Raw genomic sequence first — 15,702 nt, 5'->3', positions numbered from 1 at the left:
AAAGCACTGGCCGTTTTTTTATTGCAGCAGCGGGCGCGAACAACGTTCGCTCCCGCCGATCAGTCGCTTACCCCACCCACTTGCGGGCGTTGCGGAACATGCGCAGCCACGGAGAATCCTCGCCGAGGTCGGCCGGATGCCAGCTCATCTGCACGGTCCGGGCGGTGCGCTCCGGGTGCGGCATCATGATCGTGAAGCGGCCGTCCGGCGTGGTCAGGCCGGTAATGCCGGCCGGCGAACCGTTCGGGTTGAACGGATAGCGCTCGGCGATGGCGCCATTATTGTCCACGTAGCGCAGCGCAACCTTGGCGTTATCCTGGGCATCGATGCCGGCAAACACCGCCCGACCTTCGCCGTGGGACACGACGATGGGCATGCGGCTGCCGGCCATGCCGGCCAGCAGGATGGACGGGCTGTCCTGCACTTCCACCATCACGAAGCGGGCTTCGAACTGCTCACTGCGGTTGCGATGGAAGCGCGGCCAGGTCTCGGCACCGGGGACGATCTCGGCGAGGTTGGACATCATCTGGCAGCCGTTGCAGACGCCCAGCGCAAAGGTGTCGTCACGCTTGAAGAAGGTCTCGAACTGTTCGCGCAGCGCCGGGTTGAAGAGGATGGACTTGGCCCAGCCCTGCCCTGCACCCAGCACGTCGCCGTAGGAGAAGCCACCGCAGGCCGCCAGCCCCTTGAAGTCGGACAGATGCACTCGACCGGCCTGCAGGTCGGACATGTGCACGTCGAAGGGCGCAAAGCCGGCCCGCTCGAAAGCGGCTGCCATCTCGGCCTGGGAGTTCACACCCTGCTCGCGCAGGATCGCGATCTTCGGCCGGGCACCGGTGGCGATGAAGGGCGCGGCGATGTCCTCCGCCGGGTCGTAGCTCAGGGACACGGACAGGCCGGGGTTGGAGGCATCCGCCAGTGCGTCGAATTCTTCCTTCGCACATTCTGCATCGTCACGCAGACGGGCGATCTGGTAGCTGGTCTCGGACCAGGTCTGCAGCAGTTCAGCACGCGGCGCATTGAACACAAGCTTGGCGTTGCGCCAGAAGCGCAACTCATCGCGGTCGTTGGGCTCACCGACGAAGTGGTAGCTGAGGCCGGCAATACGCAGGGCCTCGGTCAGGCGGCTACGGTCGTCGCGGCGGATCTGGACGACAGCGCCCAGTTCCTCGGCGAACAGGGCCTTGAACAGCATGTCGTTGAAGCGGCCCTTCAGGGAATCCGGACGCTTGTCGAGGCCATCCACGTCGTTCATGAACTGGTCGTAGGCCACCGTGTCGAGCATCACCGACAGGCCGCACTTGGACGCGAAGGCCATTTCGCACAGGGTCGCGAACAGGCCGCCATCGGCGCGGTCGTGGTAGGCCAGGATCAGGTCATCCTTACGCCATTGCTGGATCAGCTCGAAGAAGGTCTTCAGCTGGGCGGCATCCACGTCCGGCGCATGCTCGGCTACCGAGTTGTAGGCCTGGGCCAGCACCGAGCCACCCAGGCGGTTCTGGTTGTTGCCAAGGTCGATCAGCAGCAGCTCGGTTTCCACGCCTTCCGGGAACTGCAGCTGCGGCGTCAGCGTGCGGCGCACGTCCTGCACCGGAGCAAAACCGGTGACGATCAGCGACAGCGGCGACACGACCTGCTTGTCCTCGCCCTCCTCGTTCCAGGCAGTACGCATGGACAGGGAGTCCTTGCCCACCGGAATCGCCAGACCAGCTTGCTGGCAGAACTGGGACACCGCCTCGACGGTCTTGTACAGCTTGACGTCCTCACCGCGGTGACCAGCGGCGGCCATCCAGTTGGCGGACAGCTTCACGTCGCCCAGGGAGCGGATGTCTGCCGCGGCGATGTTGGTGATCGCCTCGCCGATCGCCATGCGACCGGAGGCCGGCGCGTCGAGGGTCGCCACCGGCGTACGCTCGCCCATCGCGAAGGCTTCGCCCAGGTAGCCGCTGTAGCTCATGGAGGTCACCGCCACGTCGGCGACGGGGATCTGCCACGGGCCGACCATCTGGTCACGGGCGGTCATGCCACCGACGGAGCGGTCGCCAATGGTGATCAGGAAGTTCTTGCTGGCCACCGCCGGCATGCGCAGCACGCGCCGACAGGCATCGGCCAGATCGATGTCGGTAACGTCGAAGGGCGGCACGAAGACCTGGCGGCTGGACACGTTGCGGGTCATCTTCGGCGGCTTGCCGAGGAGCACCTGCATTTCCATGTCCACCGGCTCGTTCTCGAAGTGGCTGTCGGCAACGACCAGATGCCCATCGTCGGACGCCGTGCCGACCACGGCGAACGGGCAGCGCTCGCGCTCGCAGATCGCCTTGAAAATGTCGAGGCTTTCCGGCGCGATGGCCAGCACGTAGCGCTCCTGGGATTCGTTGGACCAGATTTCCCGCGGGCTCATGCCCGGCTCTTCGATGTGCACTTCACGCAGCTCGAAGCGCGCGCCCAGCTCGGCGGAATCCGCCAGCTCGGGGAAGGCGTTGGAGAGACCACCGGCGCCCACGTCGTGGATCGACAGGATCGGGTTGGCCGCGCCCTTCTGCCAGCAGGCGTCAATGACCTCCTGGCAGCGGCGCTGGATTTCCGGGTTGCCGCGCTGCACGGACGCGAAGTCCAGGTCGGCGGTGTTGGTGCCGGTCGCCATCGACGACGCGGCGCCGCCGCCGAGGCCGATCAGCATGCCCGGACCACCGAGCTGGATCAGCAGCGTGCCAGGACCAAACTTGATCTTGAAGGACTGCTGATCCTGGATACAGCCGAGGCCGCCGGCGATCATGATCGGCTTGTGATAGCCGCGCACCTCGTCCTGCACACTCTGCTGGAAAGTACGGAAATAACCGGTCAGGTTGGGACGGCCGAACTCGTTGTTGAACGCCGCGCCGCCCAGCGGGCCTTCGATCATGATGTCCAGCGCCGAAGCGATGCGCTCGGGTTTGCCATAGGCCTGCTCCCAGGGCTGCTCGAAGCCGGGGATCTCCAGGTTCGACACCGAGAAGCCAGTCAGGCCGGCCTTGGGCTTGGAGCCGCGGCCAGTCGCACCCTCATCGCGGATCTCGCCGCCGGAGCCGGTGGAAGCACCAGGGAACGGAGAAATCGCCGTCGGGTGGTTATGGGTCTCGACCTTGGCCAGGATGTGGGTCAGTTCGTCGTTGTATTTCCAGGCACCGGTCTCGTCCGGGTAGAGCTTGGCGACCGTGGCACCCTCGATCACCGACGCGTTGTCGGAATAGGCAACGACGGTGCCTTCCGGGTGGGCCTTGTGGGTTTCGCGAATCATGCCGAACAGCGTCTTGTCCATCGGACGGCCGTCGATAACCCAGTCGGCGTTGAAGATCTTGTGGCGGCAGTGCTCGGAGTTCGCCTGGGCGAACATCATCAACTCAACGTCGGTCGGGTTGCGGCCCATCCGCTTGAAGTTCTCGACCAGGTAATCGATCTCGTCTTCCGACAGGGCCAGGCCAAGTTCACTGTTGGCGACGACCAGCGCATCGCGGCCGTTCTCGATGATCGCCACGGTGGTCAGCGGCTGCGGCTCGTAATGGTGGAACAGCGCATGGGCCGCATCCACGTTGTCGAGCACGGACTCGGTCATGCGGTCGTGGATGGCCGGCAGCACCGCGTCGCGATCGGCGGACGACAACCCGCCACGCAGATCGAAGCTGTAGGCGGCGCCGCGCTCGATGCGGACGATCTTGTCGAAACCGCACTGGCGCGCAATGTCGGTCGCCTTCGACGACCACGGCGAAATGGTGCCGAGACGCGGCGTCACCAGCACCAGGCTACCCGCAGGGGCGTCCCCTTCCGGATGGGCGCCGAGCAGGTTGACCAGCCGTGCCAGTTCGTCAGCGGAAAGCGGCGCACTGACTTCCACGAAGTACCAGTGTTCGACGGCCAGCCCCTTCAGGCGGGGCAGCACGCTCTTGACCGAATCGGTCAGGCGGGCAAGACGGGAACGGGAGACGGCGGGCGCACCGCGCAGCTTGAGAATTTCGGACATGGCAAGGATGGGCGCGAAGTTGAAACCGGCCCGGCTACGGTCAAAAACGCCGCGCCGAACACGAAAAGGTCAGAGATTATACCCGAGCCCTCCCGAGGCTCCGACCATCCTTCGCACAGGATTCCCCTACCCGCACCGCCAGCCACACCCAGGCCCCCGTCGGCACGAATACCTGAGTTGATAAAATTAGTTGCAAATTACAAATGTGAAAATTCATAGCAAGTAGGACATTAGCGTGCAAAAATTCACACTTTGAAGCCTAGGGGCAGTGACCATGCCTTCTCGCCGCACCTCCCACCAACCCCTGTCTCCACGCCTGTTCTGGGTCATAGCAGCGGGATTCGTGCTGTTCGAAAGCACGCTTCTGGGGCTCGCTTATCAATACACCCGCAACCAGCATCGGCTGACCGAGCAACTGGCCCTCGTTCATCAGGGCAGCGCCGTCGCCTGGCAGATGGTTTCTTCGCCTTCTAACGACGCGACTTCGAAATCGCGACAGGTCTGGCTGGGTTCCATGCTGCACGCGCTGGACAGCGGTGGCAGCGTTGTCAGTTTGGAGAACACCCTGGCGCAACTACCCCCACTGGACAGCCCCAACGCCCGGCTGGCCGCCACGAGGATCCAGACCCACTGGGACGAATTCGTCCGACTCAACCGGCAGGCACCCGACAGCACTCCGGCGCGTGACGAACTCGCGGCCATGTCCGCCCCCCTCCATGAACTCTCGAACATCCTGAGCCTGGAGCGCAACGAAGCCTCCCGGACAGCCGCGGTGATGGGCCTGATCGCGGTCGCCGCAGGCATCCTGACCTTCATTACCGCCGGTTCACTGATGTTGCACCAGATCCTGCGCTTCGCCCGCTCGGGTCAGATGCTACGCTCGATGATGAACCAGATCGGCGCGGGGGTCTGCATCCTGAGCAGCGGCGGCCGCATCGCCGACGCCAACCGTGCCGCGTGCCGCATGCTCGGCCGCCCGCGCAAGATGCTGCGCGGCAAGCGCCTGGAGGAAATCCTCGCCCTCAACGACGGCGTGTGGACCGGTGATCGGCCGGACGGCCTGCCGATCGCCGTCGAGCGTATTCCGGGGCAGATCGACAGCCACAAGGGGCCGCTCAACATTGTCACGCTACTGGACGTCACCGCCCGCCACCTGACGACGGAATGCCTCCTGCGCCTGGCGCACCACGACCCGCTGACCGGTCTTCCCAACCGGGCCTATCTTGAAAAGCGCTTCAAGGACGAACTCACGGACATCCAGAGTGACATGCTGCTGGGCGTCGCCGTGCTCGACCTGGACGGCTTCAAGCCGGTGAACGACACCTACGGCCACGCCATCGGGGACAGCCTGCTGGTCCAAATCGCCCAACGCTTGAGTTCCGCGCTGCGGATCAGCGACATGCTTGCACGCACCGGCGGCGACGAGTTCGTCGTGCTGTTCCCGGATGTGGGCGGCCGGGAAAGCCTCGCGCAGCTTGGAGAACGCCTGCTGGGCGTGTTCAACGACCCCTTCCTGATTGCTGGCCATCGCATCACGATGGGCTGCAGCATCGGACTGTCCATCGCGCCGGACGACGGCACCGACCAGGACAGCCTGCTGCGCGCCGCCGACGCGGCCATGTACCAGGCCAAGCACGCCGGCAAGCGGCGAGTCCACCTCACCGCAGTGAAGGGTGCCGGGGCTACCCTGCCCGCCGGCCCAAGAAGCAGGGCGATCGGGTAAACTACCGGGTTTTGCTGAGCCCCCGGCCCCTTGCATTACGACGAGTCCGCCCCCGACGAAATCCCCGCACCAGGCGCCCCCCTGCCACGCAGCTGGCTGATCGCACCTGCGGCCGCGCTCGCGGTGCTGGCGCTGGTCTGCGTCGCGGCCGGCAACCAGTCGATCTTCATCACGCTCAACGCTGCCGCCAGCGGCGTTTCATCTTCCCTGTGGTCTGCGCTATCGCTAACGGGCTCCGTGCTCGGCATGCTGGCCCTGCTGGCCCCAACCCTGAAGACACGCCCCCGCTGGCTGGCCTCCGCGCTGCTGGCCAGCCCGCTGGCTTTGGTTTTCAGTGAGGGCGGCAAACGCATTTTCGACATCATGCGTCCGGCCGGCGTGCTTGAATCCGGCAGTTTCAACCTCATCGGTCAGAAACTGTATGTGCACTCTTTTCCGTCCGGCCATGCGACCACCGCCTTCGTCGTGGCGGCGGCGCTGATCTTTGCGTGGCCTGAAGCCAGTGCCCGCATACGCCTAGCCATTCTTGCCACCGCCGTACTGATCGCCTTTTCCCGCATCGCGGTGGGTGCGCATTGGCCGCTGGACGTACTGGTCGGCGCCTGCGGCGGCTGGCTGATCGGCGCCCTGGGCAGCCTGCTCTCCACACGCTGGCGCTTCTGGGAACGCCGCGGTGGCATACGCGCGATGGCCGCCATCGCCCTCGGCAGCAGCTTGGCGCTGCTGTTCATCGACCTGGGCTATCCGTCCGTGCGCCTGTATCAGATCGGTCTTGCCGCCTGGGGTATCGGCGGCGCAGCCTCAGCCCTCGGCAAAGACACGGAGACCCATTCATGAGCGCCAAGCGCCTTCTCGCCATCGCCGTCTCCATCGGCCTGCTCGCCTGGCTGCTGGCCGATGGCCGCTGGCGCGGCCTCGGCGACGTGTTCGCGCGCCTCGACATGCCCACACTGCTGCTGTGCGCCAGCGGCTTCGGGCTGTCCTACGTCCTTCGCGCGCTGCGCGTTTTCGACGAGTTCCGCGCCCAGGCCGCCGGGCGCTTCGGCACCTGCCTGCGCATCGTGCTGATCCACAACGCGATGATCAACGTGGTGCCGTTCCGCGGCGGCGAGGCGGCCTTCCCGCTGCTGCTGCGGCAGAACTTCGGCGTCGCCCTGCCCCGTGCCATCGCATCTCTGTTCTGGTTCCGCCTGCAGGACGCCTTCGTCGTGATGGCCCTCGCCGCCTTTGTGTGGCCGGGTCTGCCGGTGGCGCTCAAGGCTGCCTGCATCCTTGGCGTGATCGCGCTGGCCTGGTGGCTGCCGCGCTGGGCGCGGGCACCCCACGACTGGGCCGACGGCAAGGCTTTCACGGCCAAGCTGGCCAAGGTGCGCGACGCCTTCGCCGAGAGTACCCGCCACGCCCGCTACGGCTGGGTGTGGACCATCGCCAACTGGACGGTCAAGCTCGCCGCCCAGGCGGCCCTGCTGGCCGCACTGCTGCCGGCCAGCATCGACGTGGGCGCGGCCGGCGCCCTCGGCGCCGAGCTCGCCGCGATCCTGCCGGTGCAGGGCGTGGCCGGCTTCGGCACCTACGAGGCCGGCGCCGCCGCGGCGCTGTTGCCGAACGGCATTCCCCTCACGGCCGGCCTGCAGGTGGCGCTGGCACTGCACCTCTTCGTCATCGCCTGCTCGGTCACCTCCGGAGCCATCGCCTGGCTCTTCCCGGCCGCAAAGACACCGGAAGCCGCCGCAGCGCCCCGCTCCGACTTACAATCCGCCTCGTCCGCCAACGACGGGGTGAATACCCGATCTGTAAACGAATAAATACTATGACTGCAGCCTCCCAGCTCTCTCCGCTCCCGCCCGCCCAGCCGCAGATTCCGGCCAACCTGCCGCCGCACCGGCTGTCGGTCGTCGTTCCCCTCTACAACGAGGAAGACAACGTGGCGCCGCTGCTCGAGCGCATCCACCTGGCCCTCGGCCCCTACCCCTATCCGTGGGAAGTGGTGATCGTCGATGACGGCAGCTCGGACCGCACCGTGGACAACCTGGAAGCTGCCGCCAAGCATTACGGCCCGCACGTGCGCATCGTCGCGCTGATGCGCAACTTCAAGCAGACCGCGGCGATGCAGGCCGGCCTCGACGCCGCCCGCGGCGACGTGATCGTCACGATGGACGGCGACCTGCAGAACGACCCCATCGACATCCCGCGCATGGTCGGCCGCCTGCTCAACGAGGATCTCGACCTCGTCGCCGGCTGGCGCAAGAACCGCAAGGACGGCATGGTCCTGCGCAAGATCCCCTCGAAGATAGCCAACCGCCTAATCGCCAAGATCACCGGCGTGCACCTGCAGGACTACGGTTGCTCGCTGAAGGCCTTCCGCGCCAGCGCGATCAAGAACGTCCGCCTGTACGGCGAAATGCACCGCTTCATCCCGGCCTGGCTGGCCACCGTGACCACGCCGCGCAAGATCGCCCAGGAAGAGGTCACCCACCACGCGCGCATGTTCGGCCAGTCCAAGTACGGCATCTCGCGGACCTTCCGGGTCATCCTCGACCTGATCTTCGTGTACTTCTTCATGCGCTTCCGCACCCGTCCGGGCCACTTCTTCGGCGGCATCGGTCTGGGCCTGGGCGCGCTGGGCATGGTGATCCTGGGCTACCTGGGGCTGCTGAAGCTGTTCACCGGCGCCTCCATCGGCACCCGTCCGCTGCTGTTCGGTGGCTTTTTCCTGGTCATTGCCGGCGTGCAGATGGTGACTTCCGGCGTGCTCGCCGAACTGCTCACCCGCGTGTACTTCGAGTCCGGCCAGAGCCAGGCCTACGTGGCACGGGAAAGCGCCGCCCTGCAGGACGACCAGGGCTGGCGTTCGGCCGGCGCCCAATAAGCGCCGATGTCGTCGGCCATCCACACCGCCGGCGGGCGGCTTGCCGGCACGCCTGTCGGCCGCCTGATCCTCGTGCTTCCACTGATCGCCTTCCTGCTGCGCCTCGGCGGTGCGCCGCTGTTCGACGTGGACGAAGGCGCCTTCTCTGAAGCGACACGGGAGATGTTCGAGCGCCACGACTTCCTGTTCACCTACCTGAACGGCAGTCCGCGCTTCGACAAGCCGATCTTCATCTACTGGCTTCAGTCCGTCGGCTACCTCATCTTCGGCGCCAGCGAATGGGCCTTCCGGCTGCCCTCGGCGCTGGCCGCCATCGTGTGGAGCTACGCGACCTACTTCTTCGCCCGCCGACGCATCGGCGAAGACGCGGCGCTGATTGCGCTGGCTGTCGCCTGTACGGCCCTCGGCCCCTTCGCCATCGGCCGCGCCGCCACTGCCGACGGCCTGCTCAACTGCCTGCTCGCGCTGACCCTGTTCGACGTGTGGCGCCACCTCGAAGGTGGCCGGCGCGCGCCGCTGCTGCGGGCCTTCCTGTGGATGGGCCTGGGCGCCCTGACCAAGGGACCGGTCGCGCTGATCGTTCCCGGCACCGTGAGCTTCCTGTACTGCGCCAGCCGCGGCGAATGGCTGCGCTGGGTGCGGATGGTCTTCAACCCCGTCGGCTGGCTGATCCTGATCGCCCTCGTCGCCCCGTGGTACGCCTACGCACTGCACCGTCACGGCCAGGACTTCATCGACGGCTTCATCATGAAGCACAACGTCCAGCGTTTCTCCGGATCGCTGGAGGGCCATGGCGGCAGCGCGTTCTACTACGTGATCGCGGTTCCGCTGCTGCTGTTGCCATGGAGCGGGTTGTTCATCGTGGCCCTCGGCAAGCTGAAGGCCGGGCTGGGCGACCCGCTGCAGCGCTTCCTGTGGCTGTGGTTTGGCTTCGTGGTGGCCTTCTTCTCCCTGTCCGGCACCAAGCTGCCCCATTACGTGCTGTACGGCTGCACGCCGCTGTTCATCCTGATCGGCCTGCATGCCGGCACGGCGCGGCGGGCCTGGCCGCATCTGCTGGCACCCGGCCTGCTGCTGGCCCTGCTGCCCGCCCTGCCGGCCGTTTTCGACAAGCTGTCCAGCGGCAAGCTGGGTGACGGCTATTACCGCGCCCAACTCAGCCGGGCGCTGGAAGTCGGCGACACCGTCTACCTCGGTCTCACCGCCGCCGCACTCCTGCTGTGGCTGGTCTACGTGCTGTTCTCGAAGGCCTCGCTGGTGCAACGCCTGGCGGTGACGGCCGCGCTCCAGGTCGTGCTGCTGGCCGGGTTGGTCGTGCCCTTTGCCGGCGAGCTGGCCCAGGGGCCGGTGAAAGCCGCCGGACTGAAAGCCCATGAGCTGGGCGGCGACGTGATGTTCTGGAACTTCAGCACGGCCCCGAGCTTCAGCGTCTATCGCCAGGCCGTCACCCTCAAGGGCGATCCTCAGCCCGGCCAGGTCGCGCTGACGCGCGTCGATCGCCTGCCGGCCGACGTGCCGGTAGACATCCTGTTCCGCCAGGGCGGCGTGGCCCTCGTCAAGGTGAAACAATGAGCGAACGCAGCTACGTCGGCCCGTTGGCACTGATCGCCGCCATCCTCACGGTCTACCGTATCTGGGTGATCGGCCATCTGGGCATCGACTTGTATGTGGACGAGGCCTACTACTGGGGCTGGTCGCAGAACCTCGACTGGGGCTATTTCTCCAAGCCGCCGGTCATCGCCGCGCTGATCGCCGGCAGCACGGCCCTGTTCGGCAACGGCCTGATCGCCATCAAGCTGCCGTCCCTGCTGCTCTATCCGGCGACGGCCTTCGCGCTGTACGCGCTGGGCAGCCGGATGTACTCGCCGAAGGTGGGTTTCTGGGCTGGCCTGTCCTTCATGTCCATGCCGCTGGTGGCGGCGCTGGGGTTGTTCGTGTCCACCGACGCCCCGCTGCTGCTGTGCTGGACCCTCGCCCTGCTGTTCCTGCTGCGCGCGCTGGACAAGGGCCGCTGGGGTACCTGGCTGGCCTGCGGCGCGGTGATCGGCATCGGCCTGATGTCCAAGTACACGATGGCGGCCTTCCTGCCGTCGGCCTTGCTGCTGATCGCGCTGGACCCGAAACAGCGCCACTGGCTGTTTCGCCCGCAGCCTTGGCTGGCCGTGCTGCTCGCGGTGGCGATCCTGTCGCCCAACCTGTACTGGAACTGGACCCACGACTTCCCCACCTTCCGCCATACCGCGGAGATCACCCGCGTCGGCGGCCACGGGGAGCGCGGCTGGCATCCGGGCCAGCTCGGCGAATTCATCGGCGCCCAGTGGCTGTCCTTCGGTCCGCTGCTCGGCGTGCTGCTTGGCATCGCGCTGGTCCGCGGACGCAGCCTGTGGCGCCATGCGTCCCATCGCACGCTGCTGATCTTCATCGTGCCGCTGCTGTTGCTCGTCAGCCTGCAGGCCCTCACCGGCCGCGCCAACGGCAACTGGGCCGCGCCGATCTTTGTCGGCGCCTGCCTGCTGGTGCCGGCGGTGTTCCTGCAGAGTGGCCGGCGCTGGCTGATCGCCGGCGTGGCGGTAAACCTCGTCGCCTCGACGTTGGCCTACCACTGGCCGGACATCGCCCACGCCACCGGCACCGCGCTGACCGCCAAGAACGACCCCTACAAGCGGGCCCGGGGCTGGATCCACCTGGCCGACGGCGTCGCGCCGCTGCTGGCAACCCACCCCGGCAGCATCCTCGTCGGCGAAGACCGGGAGCTGATCGCCCACCTGGTGTATCGCCTGCACCCGGCCGAGTACGCGGCCTGGAACCCCGACCACCTGCCCATCGACCACTACGAACTCACCACTACGCTGAAGGGCAAGGAAGGGCGCGACGTCCTGTACGTCGGCCGCAAGCCGGAAATCCCCGACATCGCCGCCCGTTTCGGCAGCAGCGAACTCCTCGGCAAGGTCGTCGTGCCGGTCCACAAGGATTTCAGACGCGAGGTTTACGTCTTCCTGCTGAAGGACTTCAAGGGCTACTGAACGCCCAGGGGTCGGGCTAGGCCCAGCCCACTCCCCTGGGGGACAAGGAAAGCTGGGAGCGGCCCGACGTTTTCTTGAGCGTGGCTACTGCCCTGCGCCGGGCTCCACGCCCGGCAGTGCGGCCAGCGGCTCGTCGAGCTGGGCCGCCTCGATCTTCTGGAAGTGGGCGCTGATCTTGCGCGACGAGGTCTGCACATCCACCACGTCTTCATTGGCCTGGCGGATGTGGGTAGCCAGCTTCTGCATACGCTCGTCGAAGCGGTTGAAATCCTTGGCCAGCTTGCCGAGAGCGTCCTTGATGACGTGGATCTGCTTGCGCGTCTCCACGTCCTTCAGCACCGCCCGCGCGGTGTTCAGCACCGCCATCAAGGTCGTCGGCGAAACGATCCACACCCGGCGCTGCATCGCGTAGGCCACCACCTCCGGGTGGTAGGCGTGGATCTCGGCGAACACCGCCTCCGCCGGCACGAACATCACCGCCCCGTCCGAGGTGACCTCCGGCTGGATGTACTTGTCGGCAATCGCATCCACGTGCTTCTTCACGTCGTTGCGGAAGGCCGTCTGGGCCGTGCGCCGCTCCAGGTCGCCCACCTCACCGGCAAACATGCGGTGGTAGTTTTCCAGCGGGAACTTCGAATCCACCACCACCATCCCGGTCGGCTCGGGCAAGCGGAGCACACAGTCGGCCCGTGTGCCATTCGGCAGAACGTACTGAAAATCGAAGGATTCCGGCGGCAAGGCGTTGCGCACCAGGGCTTCGAGCTGGACTTCGCCGAAGGCGCCGCGGGAGCGCTTGTCGCCGAGCAACTCCTGCAGGCTGACCACGTTGGTGGTCAGGTCACCGATTTTCTTCTGCGCCTCGTCGATGGTCGCCAGCCGCGCCATCACATTGGTGAAGGTCTCGTTGGTCTTGCGGAAGCCCTCGTCGAGGCGCTGGTTCACGTGGCCGCTGATCGCCTCCAGGCGCTCGCCGACGGTGCGGTGCATCGCCTCGATGCTATGGGTCAGCTGCTGGGACGCACCGTTCAAGCCCCGCTGCAGCAGCTCCCGGTCCGCGCGGGCGTGCTCGGACAGGGTCTTGAGCGTCTCGGCCATCATCTCCGTGCGCAGCTTCTCCTGCCCGCTGGCCACCGCGGACGCCAGTTCGGACAGGCGTAGCGCCATCTCCTCCTTCTGCGTGCCGAGCTGGGCCACCAGGGCCAGATGGAGTTGCTGGAGCGCATGGCGGGACGCGGCCTGCTCGGCGTCGAGCCGGTCGCGCAGGCGGTCGATCTCCCCCGCCAGCATTTCGATCACGCGATCGCCGGCGGCCGTCGAACTAGCCTGCTGCTCCCGGACGAACTGCAGTTGCTGGTGGCCGAACAGGCCCTCCAGGCGAGCATCGAGGTGGGCGAGCATTTGCCCGGCGGTTTCGTCCTGGGCCCGGTTGAGACGGGTGATCCGCAAGGCCAGCCAGACGACGACGGACAGAACGGCGAGAAGCAGTACGAGCAAAAGCGGCAGCAAGACAGGAGCAGGTTCAGGAGTCATGACCGGAGTATACCCGGCCACGCCCCCGTCCTTCCCTCAGCTCAGTGCCCGCAGGCTCGCCAGCGGCGGCTGGGACAGCAGATGCCGGGTGCCGATCCAGCCCGCCACCGTCACCACCGCGCAGCCGGCAATGCCGCCGGCCAGCAGTGGCAGCAGGCTCGGCGCATAGGGCAGCTTGAAGACGAAATGCCCCAGCGCCCAGCCGATGCCAGTCGCCCCGGCGCCCGCCAGCACACCGGCTACCAACCCGAGCACGGCGAACTCGGCGAGCAGCGCCGCGCGCAGCTGCCCGTTGCGGGCCCCCAACGTGCGCAGGATGGCCAGTTCCTTCTCCCGCTCGTCGTGGGTGGACTGCAGCGCCCCGAACAGCACGACCACGCCCGCCACCACCGCGAAGCCGAAGACGAACTGCACCGCCGCGATCAACTGATCGACCATCGCCTGGATCTGGCCGATTACCGCCGCCACGTCGATCACCGTCAGATTCGGGAAGGCCGCCACCAGGCGGTTGGAAAAGTCCAGCTGCCCCGGCGGCAGGTAGAAGCTGGTGATGTAGCTGGCTGGCTGCTGCTCCAGCATGCCCGGCGCGGCGATCACGAAGAAGTTCACCCGCATCGAATCCCAGTCCAGCTTGCGCAGGCTGGTGATGCGCGCCTCGCTGCGCACACCGGCGATCTCGAAAGTCAGCAAGTCGCCCATCGCCAGACCGAGAGTCTGGGCCAGCCCCTGCTCGACGGAAAACTGCGGCACGTGCTCGTCCCCATGCCAGCGCCCTTCGATGACGCGGTTGCCGCCCGGCAGGCGCGAGTCGAAGGACAGATTGAAGTCCCGGTCCACCAAACGCTTGGCGCGGTCGTCCGTGTAGTCGTCGGGCCCGACCGGGCGGCCGTTCACCGCCACCAGGCGTCCGCGGATCATTGGCTGCAGCAGGGGCTCAGGCCGGCCGTTGCCCTTGAAGAACTGGCGCAGGGCCGGCAATTGTTCGGGCTGGATGTTGATCACGAACCGATTGGGCGCATCGGCTGGCGTGGTCTGCTTCCAGCTCGACAACAGGTCACCACGCACCAGCGTCAGCAGCAACAGCGCTGTCAGCCCCATGCCGAGGGCCAGGGCCTGCACGAGGCTGGCCACCGGCCGCCGCCGCAGGGAAGCCAGCCCGTAGCGCCAGCCGCTGCTCGCCACACTGCGCACACGTCCCAAGCCACCGATCACGGCCCACGCCACACCGCCATACACCGCAAAGGCCAGCGCGAAGCCGCCGACCACCCAGGCACCCAGCAGCCAGTCCCGCGCGATGCCGACCAGCAGGCCGGCCAGCACCAGCGCGCCCAACGCCCAGGCGAGGCCTTCCCGCGCGGCGATGCCATCCCACTCACGCCGCAGCACACGCAAGGTCGGCACCCGCCCCAGCCGGATCAGTGGCGGCAGTGCGAAGCCCAACAACAACAGCAGCGACACCGCAAAGCCATGCAGTACCGGCAGCCAGCCCGGCGCCGGCAACGGGAAGCCGACAAGGCTGCCGAGCAGTTCGTTGAGCGCGAACTGCACCACGAAACCCAGCCCGCAGCCGGCCACGCCTGCCGCCAGACCGAGCAGCGCGAACTCGCCGAGAAACAGGGACAGCAGGCGCGCCTGCGTCGCGCCGACGCAGCGCATCACCGCGCAACCATCCAAGTGCCGCTCGACGAAACGCCGCGTGGACAAGCCGACCGCCACCGCCGCCAACACCACCGCCAGCATCGCCGCGAAGCGCAGGAAGCGCTCGGCGCGGTCCAGCGTAGTACGCACCTCGGGCCGCGCATTGTTGACGTTCTCCAGGGTCTCGCCACGCTTGAGGCGGGCGCGGGCCCAGTCTTCGAAGGCCTTCACCGGCGCCACGTCCCCCGCCACATGCAGCCGGTAGAACACCCGGCTGCCCGGCTGGATCAGACCGCTCGCCGGCAGGTCGGCGGCATTCATCACCAGGCGCGGCAGCAGGCTGAAGAAATTGGCGCCCCGGTCCGACTCGAAGGACAGCACGGCACTCATCTTCAGGCGGACCGCCCCCAGGCCGATCATGTCGCCGGGCTTGGCGGACAGGGCGCTGGCCAGCCGCTCGTCCAGCCACAACTCGCCGGCGGCGGGAATGCCCGGTGCCACCCGGTCCGGCTGGTTGAGCCCCGGCGCGATGCGCATCGTGCCGCGCAGGGGATGCCCGTCCTCGACGGCCTTGACGCCCGCCAGCTGGGCGCCCTCGCCCAGGCTGGCCATGCTGGTGAAGGTGCTGGAAACCACCGTTCGGAGGCCGCGCCGGCTCGCCTCGGCGCGGTAGGCCGGATCGAGGACATGGTCGGACACCAGCACCAGATCCCCACCGAGCAGCTGGTTGGCCTCCCGGGCCAGGGCTTGGGCGACGCGATCGGTGAAGAAGCCGACGCTGGTGAGGCTGGCCACGGCGATGATCAGCGCCGCCAGCAGCAGCCCCAGTTCGCCAGCGCGCAGGTCGCGCCGGAGCATGCGGAATGACAGGAAGAAGGTATTCATGTGGCTTGAGGCAGGGAAGCGGCAAAAAAATTCCGGC

Annotated in this window: 9 protein-coding genes; 6 read left to right on the top strand and 3 right to left on the bottom strand. The window is 67.0% G+C overall.

Annotated elements, in window-relative coordinates; translation table 11 throughout:
• Positions 1-67: 67 nt before the first annotated feature.
• Positions 68-3,997 carry a phosphoribosylformylglycinamidine synthase gene (gene purL, locus AC1PQG_RS09350; protein ID WP_481122294.1) on the bottom strand — a complete coding sequence of 1,310 codons (3,930 nt, stop codon included), beginning with the start codon at positions 3,995-3,997 and terminating at the stop codon, positions 68-70.
• A gap of 274 nt (positions 3,998-4,271) precedes the next feature.
• On the opposite strand from purL, the gene AC1PQG_RS09345 reads away from it, so the two are divergent.
• From AC1PQG_RS09345 to AC1PQG_RS09320, 6 genes are read left to right on the top strand one after another with little or no spacing between them, the layout of a single operon-like run.
• A complete protein-coding gene (locus AC1PQG_RS09345) occupies positions 4,272-5,720 on the top strand; it encodes a diguanylate cyclase domain-containing protein (protein ID WP_481122293.1) in 1,449 nt (482 codons plus the stop codon).
• A gap of 30 nt (positions 5,721-5,750) precedes the next feature.
• On the top strand, positions 5,751-6,557 hold the full coding sequence (locus tag AC1PQG_RS09340) for a phosphatase PAP2 family protein (RefSeq protein WP_481122292.1): 807 nt from the start codon (positions 5,751-5,753) through the stop codon (positions 6,555-6,557).
• On the top strand, positions 6,554-7,525 hold the full coding sequence (locus AC1PQG_RS09335) for a lysylphosphatidylglycerol synthase transmembrane domain-containing protein (protein ID WP_481122291.1): 972 nt from the start codon (positions 6,554-6,556) through the stop codon (positions 7,523-7,525). Before AC1PQG_RS09340 ends, AC1PQG_RS09335 begins: the two co-directional genes overlap by 4 nt.
• Before the next feature lie 5 nt (positions 7,526-7,530).
• Entirely contained in the window at positions 7,531-8,589 is a 1,059-nt protein-coding gene (locus AC1PQG_RS09330) for a glycosyltransferase family 2 protein (protein WP_481122290.1), read from the top strand.
• 6 nt (positions 8,590-8,595) lie between these two features.
• Entirely contained in the window at positions 8,596-10,161 is a 1,566-nt protein-coding gene (locus AC1PQG_RS09325; protein ID WP_481122289.1) for an ArnT family glycosyltransferase, read from the top strand.
• Positions 10,158-11,612 carry an ArnT family glycosyltransferase gene (locus AC1PQG_RS09320; RefSeq protein WP_481122288.1) on the top strand — a complete coding sequence of 485 codons (1,455 nt, stop codon included), beginning with the start codon at positions 10,158-10,160 and terminating at the stop codon, positions 11,610-11,612. The genes AC1PQG_RS09325 and AC1PQG_RS09320 overlap by 4 nt, the downstream gene beginning before the upstream one ends.
• An 84-nt stretch (positions 11,613-11,696) precedes the next feature.
• On the opposite strand, the gene AC1PQG_RS09315 is transcribed toward AC1PQG_RS09320, so the two are convergent.
• Together AC1PQG_RS09315 and AC1PQG_RS09310 are read right to left on the bottom strand one after the other, a co-directional pair.
• Positions 11,697-13,106, bottom strand: coding sequence for a DNA recombination protein RmuC (locus AC1PQG_RS09315; RefSeq protein WP_481122287.1), 1,410 nt, complete (start codon positions 13,104-13,106; stop codon positions 11,697-11,699).
• 72 nt (positions 13,107-13,178) lie between these two features.
• Positions 13,179-15,665, bottom strand: coding sequence for an ABC transporter permease (locus AC1PQG_RS09310; RefSeq protein WP_481122286.1), 2,487 nt, complete (start codon positions 15,663-15,665; stop codon positions 13,179-13,181).
• Positions 15,666-15,702: the final 37 nt, after the last annotated feature.

This window comes from Zoogloea sp. GDB6, assembly GCF_056724105.1.
Note: the sequence above shows the minus strand (reverse complement) of the source record. Positions and strands in the feature narration are given on the sequence as shown.

What these genes read in the sequence shown, in the direction of transcription:
- purL (WP_481122294.1), bottom strand. Translation starts at nt 3,997, where the DNA reads ATGTCCGAAATTCTCAAGCTGCGCGGTGCGCCCGCCGTCTCCCGTTCC.
- AC1PQG_RS09345 (WP_481122293.1), top strand. Translation starts at nt 4,272, where the DNA reads ATGCCTTCTCGCCGCACCTCCCACCAACCCCTGTCTCCACGCCTGTTC.
- AC1PQG_RS09335 (WP_481122291.1), top strand. Translation starts at nt 6,554, where the DNA reads ATGAGCGCCAAGCGCCTTCTCGCCATCGCCGTCTCCATCGGCCTGCTC.
- AC1PQG_RS09330 (WP_481122290.1), top strand. Translation starts at nt 7,531, where the DNA reads ATGACTGCAGCCTCCCAGCTCTCTCCGCTCCCGCCCGCCCAGCCGCAG.
- AC1PQG_RS09325 (WP_481122289.1), top strand. Translation starts at nt 8,596, where the DNA reads ATGTCGTCGGCCATCCACACCGCCGGCGGGCGGCTTGCCGGCACGCCT.
- AC1PQG_RS09320 (WP_481122288.1), top strand. Translation starts at nt 10,158, where the DNA reads ATGAGCGAACGCAGCTACGTCGGCCCGTTGGCACTGATCGCCGCCATC.
- AC1PQG_RS09310 (WP_481122286.1), bottom strand. Translation starts at nt 15,665, where the DNA reads ATGAATACCTTCTTCCTGTCATTCCGCATGCTCCGGCGCGACCTGCGC.